The sequence below is a fragment of the Eubacterium ventriosum genome (assembly GCF_025150745.1).
In the GTDB taxonomy this organism is placed as follows: domain Bacteria; phylum Bacillota; class Clostridia; order Lachnospirales; family Lachnospiraceae; genus Eubacterium_G; species Eubacterium_G ventriosum.
Map to the genome: position 1 here is coordinate 2,732,501 of NZ_CP102282.1, position 21,723 is coordinate 2,754,223.

General features: G+C 34.9%; 18 protein-coding genes and 1 riboswitch (1 of these 19 running past the window's edge). Of the genes, 1 reads left to right on the top strand and 17 read right to left on the bottom strand.

What is annotated here, in order from left to right:
- From tsaD to NQ558_RS12550, 13 genes are all read right to left on the bottom strand, one after another.
- Nucleotides 1–603: the 5' portion of a tRNA (adenosine(37)-N6)-threonylcarbamoyltransferase complex transferase subunit TsaD gene (tsaD, locus tag NQ558_RS12490; protein ID WP_005362056.1), read on the bottom strand. 423 nt of this gene lie to the left of the window's left edge; the window shows 603 of its 1,026 coding nt (coding positions 1–603); the start codon lies at nucleotides 601–603; the stop codon falls past the left edge of the window.
- 42 nt (nucleotides 604–645) lie between these two features.
- Entirely contained in the window at nucleotides 646–1,554 is a 909-nt protein-coding gene (locus NQ558_RS12495) for a ribonuclease Z (protein ID WP_005362057.1), read from the bottom strand.
- A gap of 28 nt (nucleotides 1,555–1,582) precedes the next feature.
- Nucleotides 1,583–1,822: a hypothetical protein gene (locus NQ558_RS12500; RefSeq protein ID WP_005362058.1), complete on the bottom strand. Its 240-nt coding sequence runs from the start codon at nucleotides 1,820–1,822 to the stop codon at nucleotides 1,583–1,585.
- 76 nt (nucleotides 1,823–1,898) lie between these two features.
- Nucleotides 1,899–2,318: a ribosomal protein S18-alanine N-acetyltransferase gene (rimI, locus tag NQ558_RS12505; RefSeq protein ID WP_156774983.1), complete on the bottom strand. Its 420-nt coding sequence runs from the start codon at nucleotides 2,316–2,318 to the stop codon at nucleotides 1,899–1,901.
- A 4-nt stretch (nucleotides 2,319–2,322) separates the two neighbouring features.
- Nucleotides 2,323–3,051: a tRNA (adenosine(37)-N6)-threonylcarbamoyltransferase complex dimerization subunit type 1 TsaB gene (tsaB, locus tag NQ558_RS12510; RefSeq protein ID WP_005362061.1), complete on the bottom strand. Its 729-nt coding sequence runs from the start codon at nucleotides 3,049–3,051 to the stop codon at nucleotides 2,323–2,325.
- Nucleotides 3,048–3,473 (bottom strand): tRNA (adenosine(37)-N6)-threonylcarbamoyltransferase complex ATPase subunit type 1 TsaE, encoded by a 426-nt coding sequence (gene tsaE / locus NQ558_RS12515; protein WP_040446903.1) that lies wholly within the window; start codon nucleotides 3,471–3,473, stop codon nucleotides 3,048–3,050. Before tsaE ends, tsaB begins: the two co-directional genes overlap by 4 nt.
- 186 nt (nucleotides 3,474–3,659) lie before the next feature.
- Nucleotides 3,660–4,265 carry an ECF transporter S component gene (locus NQ558_RS12520; protein WP_005362064.1) on the bottom strand — a complete coding sequence of 202 codons (606 nt, stop codon included), beginning with the start codon at nucleotides 4,263–4,265 and terminating at the stop codon, nucleotides 3,660–3,662.
- 210 nt (nucleotides 4,266–4,475) lie between these two features.
- A riboswitch (FMN riboswitch) is annotated at nucleotides 4,476–4,602 on the bottom strand.
- Between the two features lie 71 nt (nucleotides 4,603–4,673).
- Nucleotides 4,674–6,002, bottom strand: a complete 1,329-nt coding sequence (locus tag NQ558_RS12525; protein ID WP_005362066.1) for an aspartate kinase — start codon at nucleotides 6,000–6,002, stop codon at nucleotides 4,674–4,676.
- Between the two features lie 62 nt (nucleotides 6,003–6,064).
- Nucleotides 6,065–7,267 (bottom strand): homoserine dehydrogenase, encoded by a 1,203-nt coding sequence (locus NQ558_RS12530; RefSeq protein WP_005362068.1) that lies wholly within the window; start codon nucleotides 7,265–7,267, stop codon nucleotides 6,065–6,067.
- Nucleotides 7,268–7,345: 78 nt separating this feature from the next.
- Nucleotides 7,346–8,461 carry a peptide chain release factor 2 gene (prfB, locus tag NQ558_RS12535; protein ID WP_259907586.1) on the bottom strand — a complete coding sequence of 372 codons (1,116 nt, stop codon included), beginning with the start codon at nucleotides 8,459–8,461 and terminating at the stop codon, nucleotides 7,346–7,348.
- An 89-nt stretch (nucleotides 8,462–8,550) separates the two neighbouring features.
- Nucleotides 8,551–11,121 carry a preprotein translocase subunit SecA gene (gene secA / locus NQ558_RS12540; RefSeq protein WP_118025456.1) on the bottom strand — a complete coding sequence of 857 codons (2,571 nt, stop codon included), beginning with the start codon at nucleotides 11,119–11,121 and terminating at the stop codon, nucleotides 8,551–8,553.
- Between the two features lie 236 nt (nucleotides 11,122–11,357).
- Entirely contained in the window at nucleotides 11,358–11,897 is a 540-nt protein-coding gene (gene hpf / locus NQ558_RS12545; RefSeq protein WP_005362075.1) for a ribosome hibernation-promoting factor, HPF/YfiA family, read from the bottom strand.
- A 452-nt stretch (nucleotides 11,898–12,349) separates the two neighbouring features.
- On the bottom strand, nucleotides 12,350–13,744 hold the full coding sequence (locus NQ558_RS12550; RefSeq protein WP_215725028.1) for a C40 family peptidase: 1,395 nt from the start codon (nucleotides 13,742–13,744) through the stop codon (nucleotides 12,350–12,352).
- A 421-nt stretch (nucleotides 13,745–14,165) separates the two neighbouring features.
- Here NQ558_RS12550 and ymfI point away from each other — a divergent pair, with 421 nt between their 5' ends.
- Nucleotides 14,166–14,882 (top strand): elongation factor P 5-aminopentanone reductase, encoded by a 717-nt coding sequence (gene ymfI / locus NQ558_RS12555; protein ID WP_005362079.1) that lies wholly within the window; start codon nucleotides 14,166–14,168, stop codon nucleotides 14,880–14,882.
- 241 nt (nucleotides 14,883–15,123) lie between these two features.
- Here ymfI and NQ558_RS12560 read toward each other — a convergent pair whose 3' ends face one another.
- The 4 genes from NQ558_RS12560 to NQ558_RS12575 form a co-directional block, all read right to left on the bottom strand.
- Nucleotides 15,124–16,965, bottom strand: a complete 1,842-nt coding sequence (locus tag NQ558_RS12560; protein ID WP_050750974.1) for a hypothetical protein — start codon at nucleotides 16,963–16,965, stop codon at nucleotides 15,124–15,126.
- A 7-nt stretch (nucleotides 16,966–16,972) separates the two neighbouring features.
- Nucleotides 16,973–19,867: a glycosyl hydrolase family 28-related protein gene (locus NQ558_RS12565; protein WP_005362082.1), complete on the bottom strand. Its 2,895-nt coding sequence runs from the start codon at nucleotides 19,865–19,867 to the stop codon at nucleotides 16,973–16,975.
- 112 nt (nucleotides 19,868–19,979) lie between these two features.
- The gene (locus NQ558_RS12570; protein ID WP_005362084.1) at nucleotides 19,980–20,309 is read right to left on the bottom strand and encodes a cupin domain-containing protein; all 330 of its coding nucleotides are present in this window, start codon (nucleotides 20,307–20,309) and stop codon (nucleotides 19,980–19,982) included.
- 61 nt (nucleotides 20,310–20,370) lie between these two features.
- Nucleotides 20,371–21,663: a M14 family metallopeptidase gene (locus NQ558_RS12575; RefSeq protein ID WP_005362086.1), complete on the bottom strand. Its 1,293-nt coding sequence runs from the start codon at nucleotides 21,661–21,663 to the stop codon at nucleotides 20,371–20,373.
- Nucleotides 21,664–21,723: the final 60 nt, after the last annotated feature.

Here is a 21,723-nt window from a genome sequence, read left to right on the forward strand (position 1 = left end):
TGGAAACTCATATGCATGAGGGTTGCCTTCTTTTGAGATTTTGTCAATTTTAGGGCCTCCCGGGTATCCTAAACCTATTGCTCTTGCAACCTTATCAAAAGCTTCACCTGCTGCATCATCTCTTGTTTTCCCAAGAATTTTGTATTTTCCATAATCTTCAACAACAACTAAATGAGTATGTCCACCTGATACTACAAGGCACACAAATGGGGGCTCTAATTCCTTGTTTTCTACATAATTAGCGCAAATATGTCCTTCAATATGGTGCACACCGATTAAAGGTATGTCCTTTGCAAAGCATATAGCCTTTGCTTCTGCCACACCTACCAATAAGGCTCCAACTAAGCCCGGTCCATATGTAACACCTATTGCATCTATGTCATCTAATGTGCAATTAGCGTCCGACAAAGCTTTTTCTATAACATAATTTATATTTTCAATATGTTTTCTTGATGCGATTTCAGGCACAACACCACCGTATAAAGTATGTAAATCTATCTGAGATGAAATAACATTAGATAATGCTTCTCTACCGTTAACTACTACTGCTGCCGCTGTTTCATCACAAGAACTTTCAATTGCTAATATTTTCACTTCTTCCATGTTAACACCTTTTCTTTTTCTGTCTAATTAATGTTAATAATTTTAGTCCTCAAAACATAAATTAACAGACATTCCATCCTTTCCTGCTTTAGCATTTTCAAATATATCCGTAACTGTATCCATATACTCTAAAGGTCTTACTAATGAAGGGCTGAAATGTGTAAGCCACATTTCCTTAGGTTGTGCCTCTTTTGCAATCTTTGCAGCCTCTTTAAATGTCATATGTTTATGTTCTCTTGCCTTGGCATCCTTATCAGGTTCGCCATACATCCCTTCGCATATAAAAAGATCCGCCCCTTTTGCCGCCTCTGCTATTACAGGCACTGGTCTTGTATCTGTTGTATAAGTAACTTTTAAACCTTTTCTTGGCGCACCAACTACCATATCAGGTGTAAATGTTACACCATCAACTTCAACCGTCTCACCTTTTTGAAGTTTTCCCCAACTTCTTATAGGTATGTTAAGTTTTTTTGCCGCTTCAGGGTTGAACTTTCCTCCACGATCTATTTCTATGGAATATCCGTAGCAAACTATATTATGCTTTACTCTAAAAGCTTTAATCCTGAAATCTTCAAATTCCAGTGTTTGCTCACCTTCAGTAAGTTCAATAAAATTAATGTCAAAAGGTAATTCAGGTGCTATGGTTCTAAGAGCATTGACAACTTTTGTCAATCCTCTTGGACCTATCATTGTAAGAGGTTCCGTTCTCTCTGCATTTCCCATTGTTAAAAGTAAACCCGGCAAACCACTAATATGATCTGCATGATAATGTGTAATGCAGATAACATCAATAGGCTTAAATGTCCAGCCTTTTTCTTTGATTGCAACCTGAGTACCCTCTCCACAATCTATTAATATATTTTTTCCATTATATCTGCACATAAGGGCTGTAAGCCATCTTCTTGGAAGTGGCATCATTCCCCCTGTGCCAAGTAAACAAACATCTAACATACCTTCTCCATTTTCTAAATGATTAAAATCATAACAATTCTGTATAATTTTTTGTATTTATTTTGTATAAAAATTTTTCTGTTATTTCATCATAGCATTTTTCGCACAAATCAAAAGTGTCTTCTCTTCCATCTTTTTTTGAAAAATACCCCCACTTATAATCTGCGAAAAATACACCTTCCTCTATTGTGAAATTATTTACTTTAATATTTTTTCCACAATTGTTACATACTACTTTCGTTAGTTTTTTATCTTTATATACTCTCATACTTTCCTCCTGTGTCAATAATTAGTCTTGTTTCATTCTAACTATAAACACTTTCAAATACTAGTGGAAAGTTCTTCTAATCATGTTTCCACATAATAAGAGCATTTTCAACAGGTTTTTCATAAAAATTCTTACGTATTCCCGCTTCTTCAAAGCCTAGTTTTTCATATAAACTTATTGCCGGAACATTAGTCTCTCTTACTTCCAAAGTAATATCTGACACTCCTTTTTTCCCGCATTCATAAAAAAGTTTATTTAACATATTCTCAGCCACATTCTTTCTTCTAAAATTTTCTTTGACTGCCACATTGCTAATGTCAGCTTCTTCAAAAGAAATATATGCTCCACAATATGCCACAATTTCATCTTTAATTTCTGCTACTATATATACAGTATTTTCGTTTTTTAAAGAATCCAAAAAGGATTTTTCAGACCATGGTAGAGAAAAAATTTCCTTTTCTATTGCTGCAACCTGTTTTATATCCCCTTCACTCATTAACCTATAGATTATTTCCTGCATCTTTTGTTCTTTCCATTTTTTCTTTTAATTCTCTTTCAGCCTGAGATAATCTTAAATATTCCGGTGCGTGCTCAGCTGCTGTTTCAGTCTTCCCTTCTTTGTAATAAATTTCTGCCAAAGATGCCAAAGATGAAGCCTTTGCTCTGTTTACAGATGCAGGCGCATAATAATGCTCTGTTGTCATTTCTTCTTCGATTATATCTTTGTAAGCATCCACGCCATCACCATTAAACATGACCGCCTGTGACATATTATTTAATTCTTTTACAAGATCTCTAATCATCATAATGCACTGTGGTTTTATAACTTCCATTGTTGTACCGTTAAACTTGTAAATTCCTGTGTAAACCTGTTCTCTTCTTGCATCCATAATAGGGCAGATAACAAAAGATGAAGAGAAAAGATTATATGCTAACGCATCCATTGTTGGAATATTTATAATTGGAATATTAAGTGCCAGTCCAAAACCTTTAGCTGTGGCACTTCCAATTCTAAGGCCTGTGTATGACCCCGGACCACCTGCAATTGCAATTGCATCTACCGTATTCATATCCAAATCTATATTCTTCTTTATTTCATCTATCATAGGCAATAAAGTCTGTGAATGTGTTTTTTTGTGATTAATTGTATATTCTGCTGTTAAGACACCATCTGTTACAACAGCTACAGTTGCCACCATAGATGAACTGTCTATTGCCAAAATTCTCATAGTCCTTCCACCGTAACCTTTCTATAATCAAGACCTTTTTCTAAATCTTTCTCTATTAATACAGTTGCTGCATCACTTGGAATTAATTCTTCAATTAATTTAGACCATTCTATTAAGCATACCCCTTCCCCAAAGAAATAGTCTTCATAACCGATTTCATACATTTCTTCGGGATCACCAATTCTATAAACGTCAAAATGATAAAGTGGTATTCTTCCTTCATCATACACCTGAATTATTGTAAAAGTAGGGCTGTTTACTGTTTCTTCGATTCCGAGTCCCTTAGCGAATCCTTGGGTAAATACAGTCTTTCCCACTCCTAAATCACCATTAAGACAAATAACCTGTCCTGGCTTTGCCTGTTGTCCTATTTTTTTCCCAAGATTAAATGTGTCTTCCCAACACATAGTCTCATAAACCATATATCCTCCAAACAAAATTTTTGATTGAATAAATTGCCAAGCAAAATTCACTTGTACAATCCTAATAAGCAATACCATTGTAACACAATATAATTTTTTTTCCACAAAAACTAAAAAGACGGCACTTTTAATGCCGCCCTCTAGGTTAAAATAATGGATTTTACTTGCTATTTAATTTTTTATACTTTATAACTTTATTGTTTTTACGAAAGCACTAATGTGCTTGTAAATTAATGCTGTTACCAAACTTACTATTATGCCCTTAACAATGTTAAACGGTGCCACACATACTATTGTAAAACTTAATTTGTTTGTAACTAAAGGCTGAATCTTTGCCCCTGCACCAATAATTGCTTCTAATGGCATTCCAAATGCCTTAACATAAAATGGTATCATTACGAAATAGTTAAGAACAACACCTGCTACAGCCATGAACAACGTTCCAACTAACATTCCAATGAAGGCATTCTTTTTTGTTTTGTGTTTCTGGTAAATTATACTTGCAGGTACTACCAAACATACTCCTATACAGAAGTTTGCGAAATCTCCAACATATGCTGTTGAAGTTCCCTTAATTAATAATTTAAGGATAATCTTTATTGCTTCCATAATTACTCCCGATACAGGTCCCATAATAAATGAACCTACAAGAATTGGAATCTCACTTAAATCAATTTCATAAAAGTTTGGTGCTATAAAAGGAATTGGAAATTCCCATAACATTAACACTGCGGCAAGTGCTGAGAACATTGCCATAAGAACCAGATTTTTTGTAGTAAATACTTTTTTCATTTTAAATCTCCTTTTTCTTTTTTCAAAATTCTTCAACACTTATTGGTGATTTGATTTGCCGTATCTTTCTTTTTGTGGCAAAAAGAAAACCCCGGAAATAGTTTCCAGGGCTTAAATACAAAGCAAATATAGAAATGTAATATTCATAAATTACTGATTGCAAGATTCCAGTGGCTTTTAGAATCCTTAATCAATCTACGATAATTACGCTCCTGTCTTCTCTCATCCAGACTTTACTGTCGGTTATGGATTCACACCATATCATGCCATTGGCTCGCTGACTTATGCATTCGCAATCACAGCCGGTAGGGAATTTCACCCTGCCCCGAAGAATTTTTTAATTTTTACTATGTCATTATAGTACTTATATAAATCTTTGTCAACTTTTTAACAAAGGTTGTCTGCTATTTATTTTTTTACCTTGATAAATGCATTGTAAATAGCTTTCATTGCTACTTCAAAGTCTTCCTCTGCAACACCGATAATGATGTTTAATTCTGAAGAACCCTGATCAATCATCTTAATATTTACTCTTGCATCTGCTAAAGCTGTAAATAAGATTGCCGCTGTACCTCTTGCACTCTTCATTCCACGACCTACAACTGCAATAAGAGCTAAGTTGCTTTCAATGTATAACTGGTCAGGATGCACTCTTGATCTAATTTCATCAAGAATTGTTGTTTCCTTGCCTGCTAACTTATCTGTCTGAATAACAACGCTCATTGTATCTACACCTGATGGCATATGTTCAAAACTTACATTGCTCTTTTCTAATGCACGAAGAACGTTTCTACCAAATCCAACTTCGCTGTTCATTTTGTCTTTTTCAATATTGATTACAGACATACCTTTTTTACCTGCAATACCTGTAATAATATGTTCACAAGGTTCTGCTGTTTCTGATACAATCATTGTTCCTCTATCCTGCGGGCAATTAGTATTCTTTATATTTACAGGAATGCCTGCTGCTCTTACTGGGAAAATAGCATCTTCATGAAGTACAGTTGCACCCATATATGCTAATTCTCTAAGTTCACTATATGTGATTGTGTTAATTGGAGCCGGATTGTTAACAATTCTAGGATCACAAATAAGGCATCCGCTAACATCTGTCCAGTTTTCATAAAGCTTAGCTTCTGCTGCTCTGGCAATAATAGAACCTGTTACGTCAGAACCTCCACGTGAAAATGTTTTGATTGTTCCATTTGGCATTGAGCCGTAGAATCCCGGTACTACTGCTTTCTCTGTTGCTGCAAGCTTTGGAATTAATTTTTCTGCTGTTTTGTCCCAGTCAAACTGTCCCATATCATCAAAGAAAATATATTTTGCAGCATCAATAAAGTCAAAGCCTAAATACTTAGCTAAAACCTTACTGTTAAGAAATTCACCACGGCTGGCTGCATAATCACGGCCTGCCATATGTGAAAAAGCTCCCTTTATAATTTCAAAATCTTCCTCTAAAGAAAAATCTTCAATTCCTAAGTCCATAATAATGTTATTATATCTGTCCTTAATCATCTGGAACTGCTCATCAAAGTTCTGTCCTTCTGACGCCATTTCATAGCATTTGTAGAGCATATCTGTTACTTTAATGTCTTCCACATATCTTTTTCCCGGTGCAGATGCTACAACAAAACGTCTTGTTGGATCATCTAATATTATTTCTGCAACCTTTTTAAACTGCTTAGCGTCAGCTAATGAACTTCCCCCAAACTTAACAACCTTTGTTTCCTTCATGTTATATTTTCCCCTTAATCTTATTTTATATTATGCGGTTATATGAGATATAGTTAATAAAATTAACCTTCTATTCTAATTCTAGAGATTACTGTGCCTAATTCATCTGCTTTTTTTGCAAACGTAGCTTCACTAATCTTTTCTGTAATAAATCCAAATTCTCCATCAATGTTAGCATCAACATATTCAACATTGCCAAATACCTTTTCAATGTCTTCTTTTGAACTACTACTTCTAACAAAGAATTTCTTCTTTGACTTTGAAAAGTCTTCTAATTCTAATTTTTCTTCATCCCACATTACTGTTGTTGATACATTAAGATGTCTTACACTATCCACCACGTCAGACACAACTGCGCTGGCTGTTGGAAGCTTTCCTGCACCACTACCGATAAATACTAAGTCACCTACCATATTTCCACGTACAAGTATTCCGTTTACAACACCACTAACGTTAAATAATGGATGATCCGGTGCCAAAAGTCTAGGTGCTACAGATGCAACTACCTGATTATCCTCGTTCTTGCACTTACCTAATAACTTAATTGATCGTCCCATAGCCTTAGCATATTTAAAATCTTCTGCTGTAATTTTTGAAATTCCTTCTGTATAAATTTCTTCAAAGTTTACAGTTTTACCTTTTGCTAAAGATGCTAATATAGCAATCTTTCTAACTGCGTCATAGCCTTCGATATCAGCTTCAGGATTTCTTTCAGCATAGCCTAAATCCTGTGCCTGTTTTAAAGTGCTGTCAAAGTCAGCTCCTTCTTTGTCCATTTTTGTTAAAATGTAATTTGTTGTACCATTTAAGATACCTGTTATTTCACATATCTTATCAGCTGTAATATGCATGTTAAGTGGACGTATAATAGGGATTCCACCACCTACTGCAGCTTCAAACAAGAAGTTTCTGTTATGCTGCTGGGCAATCTTAATTAATTCTGCACCATATTTTGCAACAAGTTCTTTGTTTGATGTACAAACACTCTTGCCTGCTTCTAATGCCGACTTAACAAAATCGTATGATGGTTTAAGCCCTCCCATTACTTCTATAATAACCTCAACTTCAGGGTCATTTAAAATAATATTGTAATCATGAACTAATACATTCTCACAAGGATCTCCTGGAAACTCTCTTAAATCAAGTACATATTTTATGTCAATTTCCTGTCCTGCTTTGTTTGTAATTAATTCTTTGTTCTCTTTAATAATCTGGAATACTCCTGAACCTACTGTTCCGTATCCTAAAATTGCCACTTTTATCATGTTTATTCCTCGCTTGTTAAAGTTTAGTTTATTTTACCATTGAATAATAGCACGGTTAATGGTAATCCGCAACAAAAATTAGTTATCTTTCTTAATATTAATCCATTTTAAGTATGCATTTATAAAGGGATCAATGTAACCATCCATTACTTTTCCAACGTCTGTTATCTCCTGATTTGTTCTGTGATCCTTTACCATTGTATATGGTTGCATAACGTAAGAACGTATCTGACTGCCCCATCCAATCTCTTTTATTTCTCCTCTAATTCCTGAACGTTTTTCCTCTTCTTCCTGTTTTTTTAGAACATAAAGTTTAGCTTTTAACATCTTCATAGCCTTATCTTTATTCTGAAGCTGAGATCTTTCATTCTGACACTGTACAACAATTCCTGTAGGGTTATGTGTTATTCTTACCGCCGATGATGTTTTGTTAATGTGCTGTCCACCGGCACCACTTGAACGGTAAGTATCAATTCTAATGTCATCATCATTTATTTCAACATCAAGGTCTTCCTCAATATCAGGCATTACATCACATGAAGCAAAAGAAGTCTGTCTTTTTCCTGCTGCATTAAAAGGAGATATTCTAACTAGTCTGTGAACTCCTTTTTCTGATTTCAAATAACCATATGCGTTTTCGCCGTTAACCTGAAATGTTATGGACTTTATTCCTGCCTCGTCTCCATCAAGGAAATCAAGTACTTCTGTTTTATATCCCTTACTTTCTGCCCAACGGGTATACATTCTATATAACATACTTGCCCAGTCACAAGACTCTGTTCCCCCTGCTCCTGCATTGATTTTTACAATGGCATTGTTTTTGTCATATTCTCCTGACAAAAGAGTCTCTATTTTAGTTTTTTCAAATTCATCTATAAACTCTTTCGTTTCCTGCTCAACTTCTTCTACTATTGAAGCATCATTTTCCTCTTCACCCATTTCAATTAAAGTTCCAAGATCTTCATATTTCTGCTGAAGGTGTTCAATGGTTTCAAGACTGTCTTTTAATTGTTTTAATTCTTTTGTTATTTCCTGAGACCTTGTTAAATTATCCCAAAATCCCTGTTCTTCCATTATTCCTTCAATTTCTTCTATTCTTTCTTTTTTTGCCTGTATGTCAAAGGCTTTGCGCAGTTCTTCCAATTGATCTGCATATTGATTCCATTGATATTTGTATTGTTCAAGTTCTACCACGTCATACCTCAATCTTACTTTTTCTAGATTTTTAAAAAAGAAAGGAGTCGTCTAAAGCAACCCCTTTCTTTATAATTCAAGCCGTTGTATTAAGCCTTACGTCCACAACAGTTTTTATACTTCTTTCCTGAACCACATGGACAAGGATCATTTGGATAAATCTTTTCAGATTCTCTGTGTTTAGTCTTGCTAACACCTGTATCATCCTTGTTTGTTCCTGTAACTTCTGCCACCTCTTCACGTTCAACTTTCTGTTCAACCTGAATATGATATAAAGTCTTAACAGTTTCAACTTTGATACCTTCAATCATGTCATTAAACATTTCAAAGCCCTGAATCTTGTATTCAACAGCAGGATCTCTCTGACCATAAGCCATAAGACCAATACCCTGTTTCAACTGTTCCATATCATCTAAGTGATCCATCCACTTTCTGTCGATTACTCTTAACAGAACGATTCTTTCTAATTCTCTAATATGTTCAGGTTCTGGGAACTCAGCTTCCTTAGCTTCGTAAAGCTTAACTGCAGCTTCCTTCAATAACTGTTTAAATTCAGCTTTTGAAAGATGTTCAATCTCGCTCTTTGGAATTTCAAGTTTTACAGGAATAATTTCAAATAATGACTGACTTAAACCTGCCACATCCCAATCCTTAGTCTCCTGATCATCGCCAACAAACATGTCAACCTGAGATTCAATTACTTCATTCATCATCTTGATAATTGCATCTCTCATATTCTCGCCGTTAAGAACTCTTGCTCTTTCAGCGTATATAATCTCTCTCTGGTCATTGTTAACCTTATCATATTCCATAAGGTTCTTTCTTATGCCAAAGTTATTTCCTTCTATCTTCTTCTGTGCTCTTTCAATAGTCTTAGTTAATGACTTATGGTGAATTTCTTCATTCTCTGGAACACCTAATGCATTAAAGATTGACATAAGCTTCTCTGAAGCAAACAATCTCATAATATCATCTTCCAATGAAATGTAAAACTTAGATTCACCAACATCACCCTGACGACCTGAACGACCTCTTAACTGGTTATCGATACGTCTTGATTCATGTCTTTCTGTACCTATAATCTTAAGACCGCCTGCTGCTCTTGCAGCATCATCAAGCTTAATATCAGTACCACGGCCTGCCATATTAGTAGCAATAGTTACTGCTCCATGCTGACCTGCCTGAGCAACGATTTCTGCTTCCTTCTCGTGGAATTTAGCATTTAATACATTGTGTGGAATACCTCTCTTCTTAAGCAAAGCACTGATTTCTTCTGAAGAATCAATGTTAATAGTACCAACCAATACAGGCTGTCCCTTTGCATGTGATTCAACAATGTCTTCTATAACTGCATGAAGTTTCTCTTTCTTAGTCTTAAACATGGCATCTTCATGGTCAATTCTTGCAATTGGCTTGTTTGTTGGAATTTCAACAACGTCCATACTATAAATATCTCTAAATTCTTTTTCTTCTGTTAAGGCTGTTCCTGTCATACCTGCCTTCTTGTCATATTTGTTAAAGAAGTTCTGGAATGTAATTGTTGCAAGAGTCTTGCTTTCTCTGTTAACTTTTACATGTTCCTTTGCTTCAATAGCCTGATGTAAACCATCAGAATATCTACGGCCCGGCATAATACGTCCTGTAAATTCATCTACAATAAGTACTTCATCATCCTTAACTACATAGTCCTGATCTCTATGCATAAGGTTGTGTGCTCTTAATGCCAAAATAACATTGTGCTGAAGTTCTAAGTTTTCAGCATCAGCATAGTTGTCAATGTGGAAGAATTTTTCAACTTTTTCAATACCCTGTGCTGTTAAAGTAACAATCTTGTCCTTTTCATTTACAAGGAAGTCTCCATCTTCTTCAATGTCAACACCCATAATGGCATCCATCTTGCTAAGTTCAGGATTAGCTGTGCCACGTTCCATCTGTCTTGCAAGAATGTCACACATTTCATATAACTTAGTTGACTTACCACTCTGTCCGGAAATAATAAGAGGTGTTCTTGCCTCATCAATAAGAACCGAGTCAACTTCGTCGATAATACAGTAATGAAGTCCACGCTGAACTAACTGTTCTTTGTAAACAACCATGTTATCTCTTAAGTAGTCAAATCCTAATTCGTTATTTGTAATATATGTGATGTCACAGTTATAGGCCGCTTTCTTTTCTTCATGTTCCATGTCTGAAAGAACACAGCCTACTGTTAATCCCAAAAATCTGTGAACCTGTCCCATCCACTCAGCATCTCGAGTAGCAAGGTATTCGTTAACTGTTACGATATGAACGCCCTTGCCTTCCAATGCATTAAGATATGCAGGCAACAAACATGTCTGTGTCTTACCTTCACCGGTTTTCATTTCTGCGATACGTCCCTGATGTAAGATAATACCACCCTGTAACTGACATGGATAATGTTCTGTTCCAAGTGTTCTTCTTGTTGCTTCTCTAACTAAGGCAAATGCCTCAGGAAGCAAATCGTCTAAAGTTTCACCTTTCTGTAATCTATTTCTAAATTCTGTTGTCTTAGCCTTCATCTCGTCGTCGGTAAGTTTTTCCATCTCCGGCTTAAGGCTTAAGATCTTCTCTATTGTATGATTATGTCTTTTTAATTCACGCTGACTATGCGTTCCTACGATTTTATTAATTACGCCCATGGTAATCTCCTCAAATATATTTGTTGTAAAATACAACACGCTAAGGAATATAATACCATTTAAATCGGTTTTATTCAATACAAGTATGTGTTATTTATTTGTTAAAAAAGTGTAAACGTAGGCATTTCATAACTTTTGTTCTTATAAACGCAAAAAAGAATCCCTAACTGATATATTTCAACCAATCAGGGACTCTTATTAGATATTATTTAGTTTTCTTAGTTACTTTTTATCTTTTAGTCAAGTTCAGGTTCTATTAAACCGTATGTATTACCTTTACGTTTGTAAACTACATTAACTTCTTCTGTCTCTGCATTAAGAAATACAAAAAAGTTATGTCCAAGTAATTCCATTTCTACGCAAGCTTCTTCAGGATCCATTGGCTTAATACCAAATCTCTTAGTCTTTTTGATTTTAATCTGATCCTCATCTTCGTCTTCGTAATCAGCTTCAATGTATGTCTCTGTAAAAGCTTCCTTAATTGATTTCTTCTTGTCAATAATCTTATTCTTATACTTAACAAGCTGTCTTTCAATTGTTTCCTCAACCATATCGATTGATACATACATATCATCACTTATTTCTTCCGCTCTGATAATACGTCCTTTGACTGGAATTGTTACCTCCACCTTCTGTTCATTCTTATTAACACTTAATGTAACGTCCACTCTAGTCTCTTCCGCGAAGTATTTATCGAGCTTTCCGATTTTCTCTTCTACTGCGCTTCTGATGCCTTCTGTTACTTCAATGTTCTTACCGAAAATCTTAATTTTCATGGTACCACTTCCTTTCGTTAACTAGTAATTAAATTATACCATTTAAGGTGATTTTCCACAAGAAAAAACACACTTTTTTCACTTATTTTTCTCTACTCTTTTTTCGACGCTATTTTTGTATATTTTATACAAATTTAACCCATTTTTAACTATCTGGCACAATTATAGTTAAAAAGTTATTAACATTGTTTTTTCAGTTTTTTTCAATAAAATTCTCCCTTAAAATAGGTTATTAACCCACTTATTAACATTATCAACATAAAAGTGTGTCATTTTATGTAAATCTTTGTCGACAGCTGTAAAGAACTAATGTTTTGTTGATATGTTCCAAACTTGTACATTTTACACATAAACTATTGACTTTTTTCTAAAATTCGCCACACTATTTTGCAAAAAAATAAGACCTGTATTGGTTGTTGCCAATTCAGGTCTTGTTTCTATATTATATTTAATTATCCAATAATTCTTCTAGCTGCACAAGGTGATCCCATGCCACTAATTATAATACCTGTTTCTTCTGTTGAAGCATGTATAATCTGTCCACCACCAATGTAAATAGCTACGTGGCTGATTGTAGAACCACCATACTTGTAGAATAACAAGTCACCTGGCTGTAAGCTACTCATTGATACAGCTCTACCGTTGTTAACCTGTGTATATGATGATCTGCTAAGTCCATACCCAAAGTGAGCGTATACTGACATTGTAAATCCTGAACAGTCTGTTCCGTTTGTAAGACTTGCTCCACCGTATACGTAAGGGTTACCAAGGAACTGCTTAGCATATGCTACAATTGCTGCACCTGTTCCCGAACCGCTTGAGCTGCTTGATGAGCTACTATGACTCTTCTTGCTTGAGCTACTGCTACTTGAACTACTTGATGAACTACTGCTTGATGATGAGTTGCTGTAGTTGCTTCTTGAACTTGAGTTTGAGCTGTTCGAATATGTACCGTCGCTTGAACTCTGGCTGTTATCATTTGATGCCTGCTGTTCCTGCTGTTCAGCCTGCTTTCTTGCCTCTTCTTCAGCTGCCGCTTTTGCTGCCGCTTTTGCTGCCTCACGTTCTTTCTTAATCTTAGCTTTTTCTTCTTTTCTTGTTATAGCTGTTTCCATGTTAATGTTGACATTGGCATACTGTGCTGAAATCCAACCACTAACACCGGCTTTAATTTTAACCTTAATCCATTCGCCAGTCTTGTCAAACTTCTTAATAGTATATGTTTCATTCTTGTAAACGTTAGTTACTACTTTAGAATTAGTACTAGCTTCTGCTCTAACATGGATAGCATCCTTAGCTTCTGCCTGTACATAACCATTATCTAAAGCTCTGCTCTTAGCACTACTTCCTGTTACAAAGAAATCTGACTTAATATAACCTGTACAGTTACCTGATACAATCTTGTACCAACCGTTATTAGTCTTTTCAAGAATTTTTGCACCACTGTTGTTATAAATTTTTCCAACAACCTTTGATTCTGTTGTTGGTTTCTTTCTTACATTAACATAATCTTCTGCACCACCTGAAACCTTAGTAATTGCTATGTTAGCAAATAACTTGTCCTCACTTGATGTTGCTGTATTAGATGTCTGTGTCTTTTCAGTCTGATTTTCTGTCTTTGTTGTCTCATTAGCTGTTGCTGTACTATCTGTTGCTTCTGTAGGAAGTAACTTCTCAATATCAGTTTCTTTACCACTATTATTGATGTAATCTTCAACAATAACTGCTGCACCTGCGCTAGGTATTTCTGTTGCTAATTCATCTGCAAACAATGGCATAGACGCTGTGATTGTCATAGATGCCACAAGTGTACCTGCTACAAGTTTCTTAGCATAATTACTTCTCATGAAAATTCTGCCTCCATTTGTTTTAATTCTGTTCTAAAATTTCGGTATATGTTTAAATCCATATCAAGTAAATATTTTAATACATATTGATTACATATTCAATACATTTTTTAATATAATCTTAAAAATATACCTAAAGTTATTCTCAATCAATTCTAAATATTACAATTTTGTTACAATTATAACAACTCTTATATAGATTGTCAACCTACATATATTAGCAATTTATTCCTATTTAATTTCATTTCCCGGTTCACTTTTACTTTTTTAATATTAATTTCATAAAAAAAGTAGTACCTAAGTACTATTTTTTCCTATAATTATGGTACTATAGTACTAAAGTACCAGGGTACTACTTTTTTCTAATAAGTACAGTACTAAGGTACTATATGGCACTATCTATTATAAAGGATGATATATTATGAAGAAAACAATATTAATTACAGGAGCTTCCGGAGATATCGGAAGTGAAATTTGCCGTTTTTTTATAAAAAACAATTATAAAGTAATAGGAACTTACAACAAAAATAAAGCTACTATTGAAGCGCTTGCAGAAGAGCTTGGAAGTGATTTTTCTTATTATCAGTGCGACTTATCTGATTTTAATAATGCTGAAAAGCTATTTAAGAATTTAGGAGATATTTCCATTGATATTCTTGTTAACAATAGTGGAATTTCTGTGTTGGGATTGCTTCAGGATATAACGGATAGTGAATGGAGCAGACTTTGGAACACTAATGTTACCTCTGCCATTGCTATGAGCAAAATGATTATTCCTATTTTTCTAAAGCAAGGTTATGGAAAAATAATCAACATTTCTTCTGTCTGGGGGCAGCGCGGTGCTTCCTATGAAGTTTGCTACTCCACAACCAAGGGTGCCATTGATTCTTTCACTAAGGCTCTTGCCAAGGAACTTGCCCCTTCAAACATTCAGGTTAACGCTATTTCCTGTGGAATAATAGACACCAAAATGAACGGACATCTTACACAGGAAGATGTTGACTCTATTATAGAAGAAATACCTGCATCAAGACTTGGCACAACTGAAGATGTTGCAAATGCTGTATATGGTCTTGTCAATTCAGGCTCCTATATTACAGGACAGATTATTACCGTTGACGGCGGATGGCAGGTATAATTTTTTTAATTTCAAGTTTCATCGTTATTAAGTCAAATCATGATATGGTACAAGTTATTGTTTTACGCGATACTCATTCGCATTTTGTGTACGCTACATGCTCATAACGCGCTGTCGCGCTATGCATTAAGGACGAAATACAACTGTTGGCGAGCAAGCTCTCCACGTCTGTATTTCGTCCTTAATTTGCATTGCTTGTAAGAACGCGCAAATTATTATTTAAGTTCGGTTATTCTTCTTTTTAATATTTTTCTTTCTCACCATTTTCGTAAGATTGGATTCTTGCTGTATCTCCCGATGAAGTAACTGAATCTCCCTTATCGTTTATGACATGTGTAATCTGTCCCTGACCGTTAAGTTTTACAGTTACAATATTTCTAATTTCTACTCCATCCTTGTTAGGAATCTCTGCTCCACTGAATATTTCTATGTTCGCATCTCTATTGTAACAATAAATTCCAAGTCCACAGCCGTAAAAATCATTAACTTCATCGCCTATTTTAAATGATGCATAACCTTTCACCTTACCATTATGGCTCATATAATATTTCTGGTTAGGTGCATCGTAAGGCATTTCGCTTTGATAGAAATATAGCTTACCGCCATTACCATTCCATATGGTCTGATATTCCTGAAAATGTTCAACAAACAATCCATACATTGTAACATTGTCACCATTTATCACAATACCATTAGGTGCTGTATTCATATCCCAGCCTACATTGTCTCCGTGGTCAGCTCTCCAAACCCAAAAATTGTCTCCAATTACATCATTACTGTTAATGGTAACACAATTCTTAACTTTGCCCTTGTAATTTGCGCCTCCTACTCTAAAGTACACATCACTAAAGCAAATAGGGTTGTCGCTATGGGAAACTTCTGCTTTTTCATTTCCAACTTTAAGCAATGTTTCTGACTGCTTATCCCCTGCTTCAAATAAAACTCCGCATACTTTAATTCCATCTACATCTGATGTTACCATACACGCATTTCCATTAGTTGAAACAAGAGTAGCAAGTCCCATGCCGTATATAATAGTATCTTTTTCTTCTACAGTAATAGGTTTGTCTAAAGTATAAATTCCAGGTGTCAAAAGAAGATTTTTTCCTTCTTTAAGAGCCTTGTTAATTGTATCTGCGTTATCCTTTTGGGCATCTGCCACGTAAAACATATTCAGGCTATAAAAAGTACCTTTAACTCCGTTCTCCCACGAAATTCCCTGACATTCTGTTCGTTTTTCAGGAACCATAACGCCATATCCATTGTCCTCATCATAAACCAAATAAGGCTTCTCCTGAATCTTTGGAACTGTTTCTTCTTTAGTATATGGTTCATATGGCCATCCGCCTGTAGGAATAGTATCAACATTTACACCTGTAAAAACCATATTCCACACGCCATTTTCAAAATATCCCCAATTGTTATTTCTAAAAAGATACTGTTGCTGTGAACCTGAGGAAACCATCTTTTCCACTTTGCAGTCTGCCATAAAGCCACCTGATGACCAGCCCTCGCCATCGCTTAAAACAATACCGTCATTAAAATTAACACGTCTAAGAGATACTGCCTGTGAATTAGCCCACATACAGTAATCATTTACCGAAAAATTCTCTGCACTTCTCCAGAAATTGCAGGTAGCATTGTGAAACATCCAATCTGCATTAACCCATAATTTATTAATATTAGTATCTGTAGGCAAAATTCCAAGTCCCAAAACCTGTGTATAAAATCCTACATTAATTTCTAATGAAGTTCCATAATCTCCCGGCTTAAAAAGTAATGCATATCTTTCATCTCCAAACTGGTTAGATTCCTGTCTTGCAAAAATCTGACTTACTTTTTCCTGAATTTCATCCTTATTGTCTGTAGGAGAAAATACATATGTATTCTTTCCTAAAACACTATCATCCTTTACCGGCTCTCCGTCAGACTTAAATTCAATATTATTTTCAACTTTATTTTCTGTTGTTTCCACCTGAGTTGTTGTCTGTTGCTGCTTTTTCTCATTGTTACAGCCAATAAGTCCTGTTGACAATGTAACCAAAGCTACTGTCATTAATAAAGCTTTTAGTTGCTTTCTCATACTTTTATTACTTCTCCTCATCCTTTTTTTGTTGCATATTAATTGCATAAACGCTATGTCTTGATGTAACAAAAAGAGTATTACGCTTAATCCCTCCAAAATCAAAAGTTGTAGGTCTTTCCGGAACCCTGATAATATCTATTAACTTTCCATCTTTATAAACCTTAATGTTATCATCACCAACATAGATTTTTTCGTCAAACTTCTTAACCCTAAAGTCACCCTCTTCAATAATAACCTGAGGGTTTGTTAATAAGCCTTCTTTGTTAATGTCACATTGGAAAACTCTCTTATACATTTCATCAACTGAATATAATTTACGTCCCGGCTTTGATCTTGAAAGATTGTTAGCTCTAATCAAATCATAGTGACAAGGAATAATTGTTACCCCATCCGGTGCTAAGAATGCTTTTTTCGGATTATACTGAATAACATCCTTAAAGTCTGAACCGTCACGCCATCTGTTTCCCGGATATAAAACTCTTGCCGGCTCTATGTCGCCAATGTTTACTTTTTCTAATTTTACACATTCTCTGTTACTGTCAATTGTAAATGCCACAATCTGAGCCTGACTGTTGTACCAGAATCCATAAGATGTTCCATATGAATCCTCCGGCAAAACATTAATGTTAGGCTTTCCATTTATTGTTGCATCTCTTGGAATGGCATACTCGCCAATAACAATAATATTATCCCTTGTATCAAATCCTATAGAATTAATTTTATAAGGAGATTCAAAAATCATAGACAGCTCCAATGTTTCCCTGTCCACTCTGTAAATCTGCTTATATAAGCTGTCAAGGAAATAGAAATTGCCCTTTCCGTCACAGCTTCCACCATCAGCAAACTGGAAGCCTGAATACAGCTTTTCTGTTTTTGGCTGTTTCTCGCCTTTTCCTGTTATTTCTATTGAAACTGCCTGCCATGGTCTTATTTCAATGCCGGTATTCACATCTAATAAGAAATTATCCATGGTGTATTTCATCTGTGAAAAATTATGAACGTTCAAAAATTTAATATTTTCACAATTCCATGTTTTTACACAATAAGGAAATGGTTTCTGCACAAAAACAGTTCTAAAACAATATGTAGTTGCAAAAGTAATATCCTTACAATTATGTAATTCTATTGGAAGTGCAAACTCACCCTCTGCTTTTTCTTCTTCACTTTGGAAACCATATATTGTTACATTCTTTGCATTTATCATTCTAAGTTCACATCTGCAATGATGCTCTAATGACAGACAATATATTCTTGTAGGAGTTTCAGTATTCTGAATCTGAACACCCACTGAAACATATGGACTTGCTGACCATATATCCTTAAAGGTTCCGCCACCTCCGTTACAAATAAGAAGACTTGCATACTGGTAGTCCCATATTTTCTTAAGGTCTGCATCTCTGCATCTTCCCTCATCATATGGCTGTTCAAAAGCTCCTGTCATCTTTACAAGGTTACCGTGACCGCCAAAGAATTTCACATCATTCATATATGAATTTTTGTTACTCATCCATTTAACGCCACAGGCTCTTGGATTTCGTCCACCTGTATTAACACCGAGACCAAACATAATATTTCTTCCCTTTGAAGTTTCAATAAAAGCCTTAGCCTTGCCAAATCCTGTAAACTTTTCAGAATTTTCTTTTAAAATAAGTTGCGTTGAAACCGGATTCATTCCTATAAGAGATGTATTTTCTTTTAACTTAATTGTATCTGAAAAAATATATTCACCCTGCGGAAAATATATTGTTTCATATTTTTCAATTGCCTCTTTTAAAGCCTGTGTGTCATCAGTTACACCATCACCTTTAAGTCCTACTTCCTTGGCATTAACCCAAGTTAACATATCAGGCAACGGCTGTATATCTGTTTTTAAGATTCTATAATCTACGTCTTTTGCATATCTGTAAATCTGGTCGTGAATCTGTTTATCATGATAAATATCGCTAACTGTAGTTCCATGAATGTATTTCTTTATAATGCACTGATAATCTTCATTAGCAATCTGTCTGCCACTGCTCTTATATTCAACAACATTTTCCACTGCCTTAAGCTGACAATTTTTAACATAAACCTGTGTTAGTGAGTTGTTGTCCATTGCCACGTTTAAAATACAATTCATATCTTCAAAAACAGAATTTTCTATATATATTTTTTCGAAATAATCATCATCAACTTCAATAAATTTAGCTGTATTAACACAATGGGTACGAATAATATTAAAGCCTGCCTCTCTTGTCTTAATTGCTCCAACGGTCTGCCCGAAAAATCTTGTATCAACCATTACAAAAGGCCAGCCCGGAGAGCACTTTGTTGTTATAATTCCGTACTTTCCTCCGTTAATATAGATGTCTTCCATTTCATTTCCAACATCATAAATGCCTGCCATACCTGACTGCACATTGATGTCAATATGGTTAATAAAACAGTGCTGTGCGTAATGAGTTCTAAAAGCTACTGCATATTCATTGCCCTGGCCAAGACTTACATTAATATTGGAAATGGCACTGTAAAAAGTTCCCGGATTGGCATCTGCAATTTCCGCCTCATTCTCTTTTAGTTCGTTAACAAACCAGAATAAATATTTAAATCCACCCTTGTTCTCAGGATGTGGTTCATTAAATCCTTCTGCATTATCTTTTAATATAAAATGTGGTCTGTTGTCACCGTATCCTATAAGTCTGACTGCCTTTGGCACATAAATAGTCTTGCTTAACAAATACTCACCTTCAGGTATAAAAAGAACACCATAACCGGCCTTATCCACAACCGTCTTTATGGCGTTCTGTAATTCATTAGACACATCGATGCTGCCGTCGTTTTTTACATTAAAAAACTCCTCTGTAAAATAGACAGCATTACAGTCTCTTATTTCTTCTTTGTAAAATGATATTCCGTTCATATTATTTCCTCTTTTCCAAAATATAATCTGTATCTTACTAACTTCTCTGTCGTACTTTCTTATGAAATAATTTTACCAAATACCATTACTATATTCAATTTTAAAATTGTTTTTATTGCTTTGGCACAACGCCGAAGATTATAAGGTCTTCTGTCCCCTCATTCTTCATTCCATGCTTGTGTCCCTTTGGACAATAATGTGCCTGACCTGCTTTTAAAATTTCTGTTTTTCCATCAATATAAACTGTAGCCTGGCCTGAAACACAAAAGACTTCTTCGCTGTTGTCTGTATGCTCATGAATACCAATAGATGCTCCCGGCTCTAATACTCCGTATAAAATTCTCATGTTTTCATCATTGTACATTTTCGCCCTTGTGTCTTTTTCACCACCATTAAAATTGTGAATTACTGTTTCTTCCATATTTTCAAAATCTAATAACATTGTGAACCTCCTTGTAGTTTTGCAGTGCAACAGGAGTTACATCAACTGTAACTCCTATTTTTTATAAATACATTTTTGCAACTGCTACTAATACATTCTTATTTGTCTTGTATATTTTTTTGTACTGCCTATTCTTTACCGGTGCAGGTACTAATCCTGTTTCCAATGTACAGTTTAGTATGTTTCTGTCATCAAGATAATCACTAAATGTTCCATACTGAACCTTACCGCTTAAAACGTGAGTATAATGTGTCATTGAATAAAGCATATTGCTAAGCTTTGTGTGATTAAGGTGATACATTACTTCTCCTGCCTGATGATAACAAATTACTACGTTAGGTTTTACTTTTTCTACTACTGAGATCTGTGCCTTTGTTTCCGGTTCAGATACCGGTGTTTTGCCCGTATAATTCTTGTGCGCCGGTGCTTTTGCTCCTTTTCTGTTAAATCCTTCTGCATAGTTTCTATTAATATCTACACCTCTGGCATTAGCTTTCCACTCTTTAAAGCTGAATCCTTTTGCTATTTTGTAGAGATTCTTGCGTAATGTGGCATTTCTTATTTTCTTTGGTCCATACTGACTGATTGTTACTCCATCAGGATTTACCATTGGCATAATTACCATTTTAACATTGTTAAAGATTTTGCTGTATTTTTTTCCCTGATACTTCTTGGAGTCATATCCTCTACAGTAATCCTCAATAACATTCATTATAAACTTAGTGTTCATATACTCTCTTGCATGTACAGATGTTTCAACATAAACTGTTTTCTTAGCTTTTGCATTACCAAGTGTAACATAGTATAAGTTTCTTTTATCTAAACTTTTTCCTGCAATGTCAACTTTAAATATTGAGCCATAAGCATTTTCCAACTTTTTAAGGTCTCTCTTCATATCATTATATGAATATTTCTTATCTGCTGCATTTACAATCTTCTTGGCATTGCATTTGTATGTAATGTACTTTGATTCAACTAATAATTTCTGATTGCCTACCTGAATCAATGAATATCCATTGTTGCATTTCTTGTAAACATAATAACGGATACCTTTTTTTACTTTTGTTACTTTCTCTAACTTTAAGTTATATGCTGTAACTGTTTTCTTTACATAACCACCTTTTTTTACGTTCTTTCCTGTTGTGTCAACATCCGGCTTAGTAGTTGGCTGTACCGTAGTTGGCTGTTCAACCTTTGTAGTGGTTTCCTGTGGTGTTGTTGTTTCAGGTGCTGTAGTTGTTTCCTGAGGCGCTGTTGTTACCGGAGCTGTTACTTCTTCGGCCTTTACCTCAGTCAAATTAATTCCCAATGCAATGATACCAATTAGCATTAGAATTTTTAATGTTTTTTTCATAAGTTCTTTCCTTTCAACTTTTTTCTCCCATATGTAAGTATTGTATCATAAAATGACCTT

Bases quoted from the DNA above. Each gene is read 5' to 3' on its own strand.
- NQ558_RS12560 (WP_050750974.1), bottom strand. From the start codon at position 16,965: ATGAGAAAGCAACTAAAAGCTTTATTAATGACAGTAGCTTTGGTTACA.
- NQ558_RS12530 (WP_005362068.1), bottom strand. From the start codon at position 7,267: ATGATAAAAGTGGCAATTTTAGGATACGGAACAGTAGGTTCAGGAGTA.
- NQ558_RS12495 (WP_005362057.1), bottom strand. From the start codon at position 1,554: ATGTTAGATGTTTGTTTACTTGGCACAGGGGGAATGATGCCACTTCCA.
- NQ558_RS12550 (WP_215725028.1), bottom strand. From the start codon at position 13,744: ATGAGAAGTAATTATGCTAAGAAACTTGTAGCAGGTACACTTGTGGCA.
- NQ558_RS12565 (WP_005362082.1), bottom strand. From the start codon at position 19,867: ATGAACGGAATATCATTTTACAAAGAAGAAATAAGAGACTGTAATGCT.
- NQ558_RS12520 (WP_005362064.1), bottom strand. From the start codon at position 4,265: ATGAAAAAAGTATTTACTACAAAAAATCTGGTTCTTATGGCAATGTTC.
- tsaB (WP_005362061.1), bottom strand. From the start codon at position 3,051: ATGAGAATTTTGGCAATAGACAGTTCATCTATGGTGGCAACTGTAGCT.
- rimI (WP_156774983.1), bottom strand. From the start codon at position 2,318: ATGAGTGAAGGGGATATAAAACAGGTTGCAGCAATAGAAAAGGAAATT.
- secA (WP_118025456.1), bottom strand. From the start codon at position 11,121: ATGGGCGTAATTAATAAAATCGTAGGAACGCATAGTCAGCGTGAATTA.
- hpf (WP_005362075.1), bottom strand. From the start codon at position 11,897: ATGAAAATTAAGATTTTCGGTAAGAACATTGAAGTAACAGAAGGCATC.
- ymfI (WP_005362079.1), top strand. From the start codon at position 14,166: ATGAAGAAAACAATATTAATTACAGGAGCTTCCGGAGATATCGGAAGT.
- NQ558_RS12570 (WP_005362084.1), bottom strand. From the start codon at position 20,309: ATGTTATTAGATTTTGAAAATATGGAAGAAACAGTAATTCACAATTTT.
- NQ558_RS12525 (WP_005362066.1), bottom strand. From the start codon at position 6,002: ATGAAGGAAACAAAGGTTGTTAAGTTTGGGGGAAGTTCATTAGCTGAC.
- NQ558_RS12500 (WP_005362058.1), bottom strand. From the start codon at position 1,822: ATGAGAGTATATAAAGATAAAAAACTAACGAAAGTAGTATGTAACAAT.
- tsaE (WP_040446903.1), bottom strand. From the start codon at position 3,473: ATGGTTTATGAGACTATGTGTTGGGAAGACACATTTAATCTTGGGAAA.
- NQ558_RS12575 (WP_005362086.1), bottom strand. From the start codon at position 21,663: ATGAAAAAAACATTAAAAATTCTAATGCTAATTGGTATCATTGCATTG.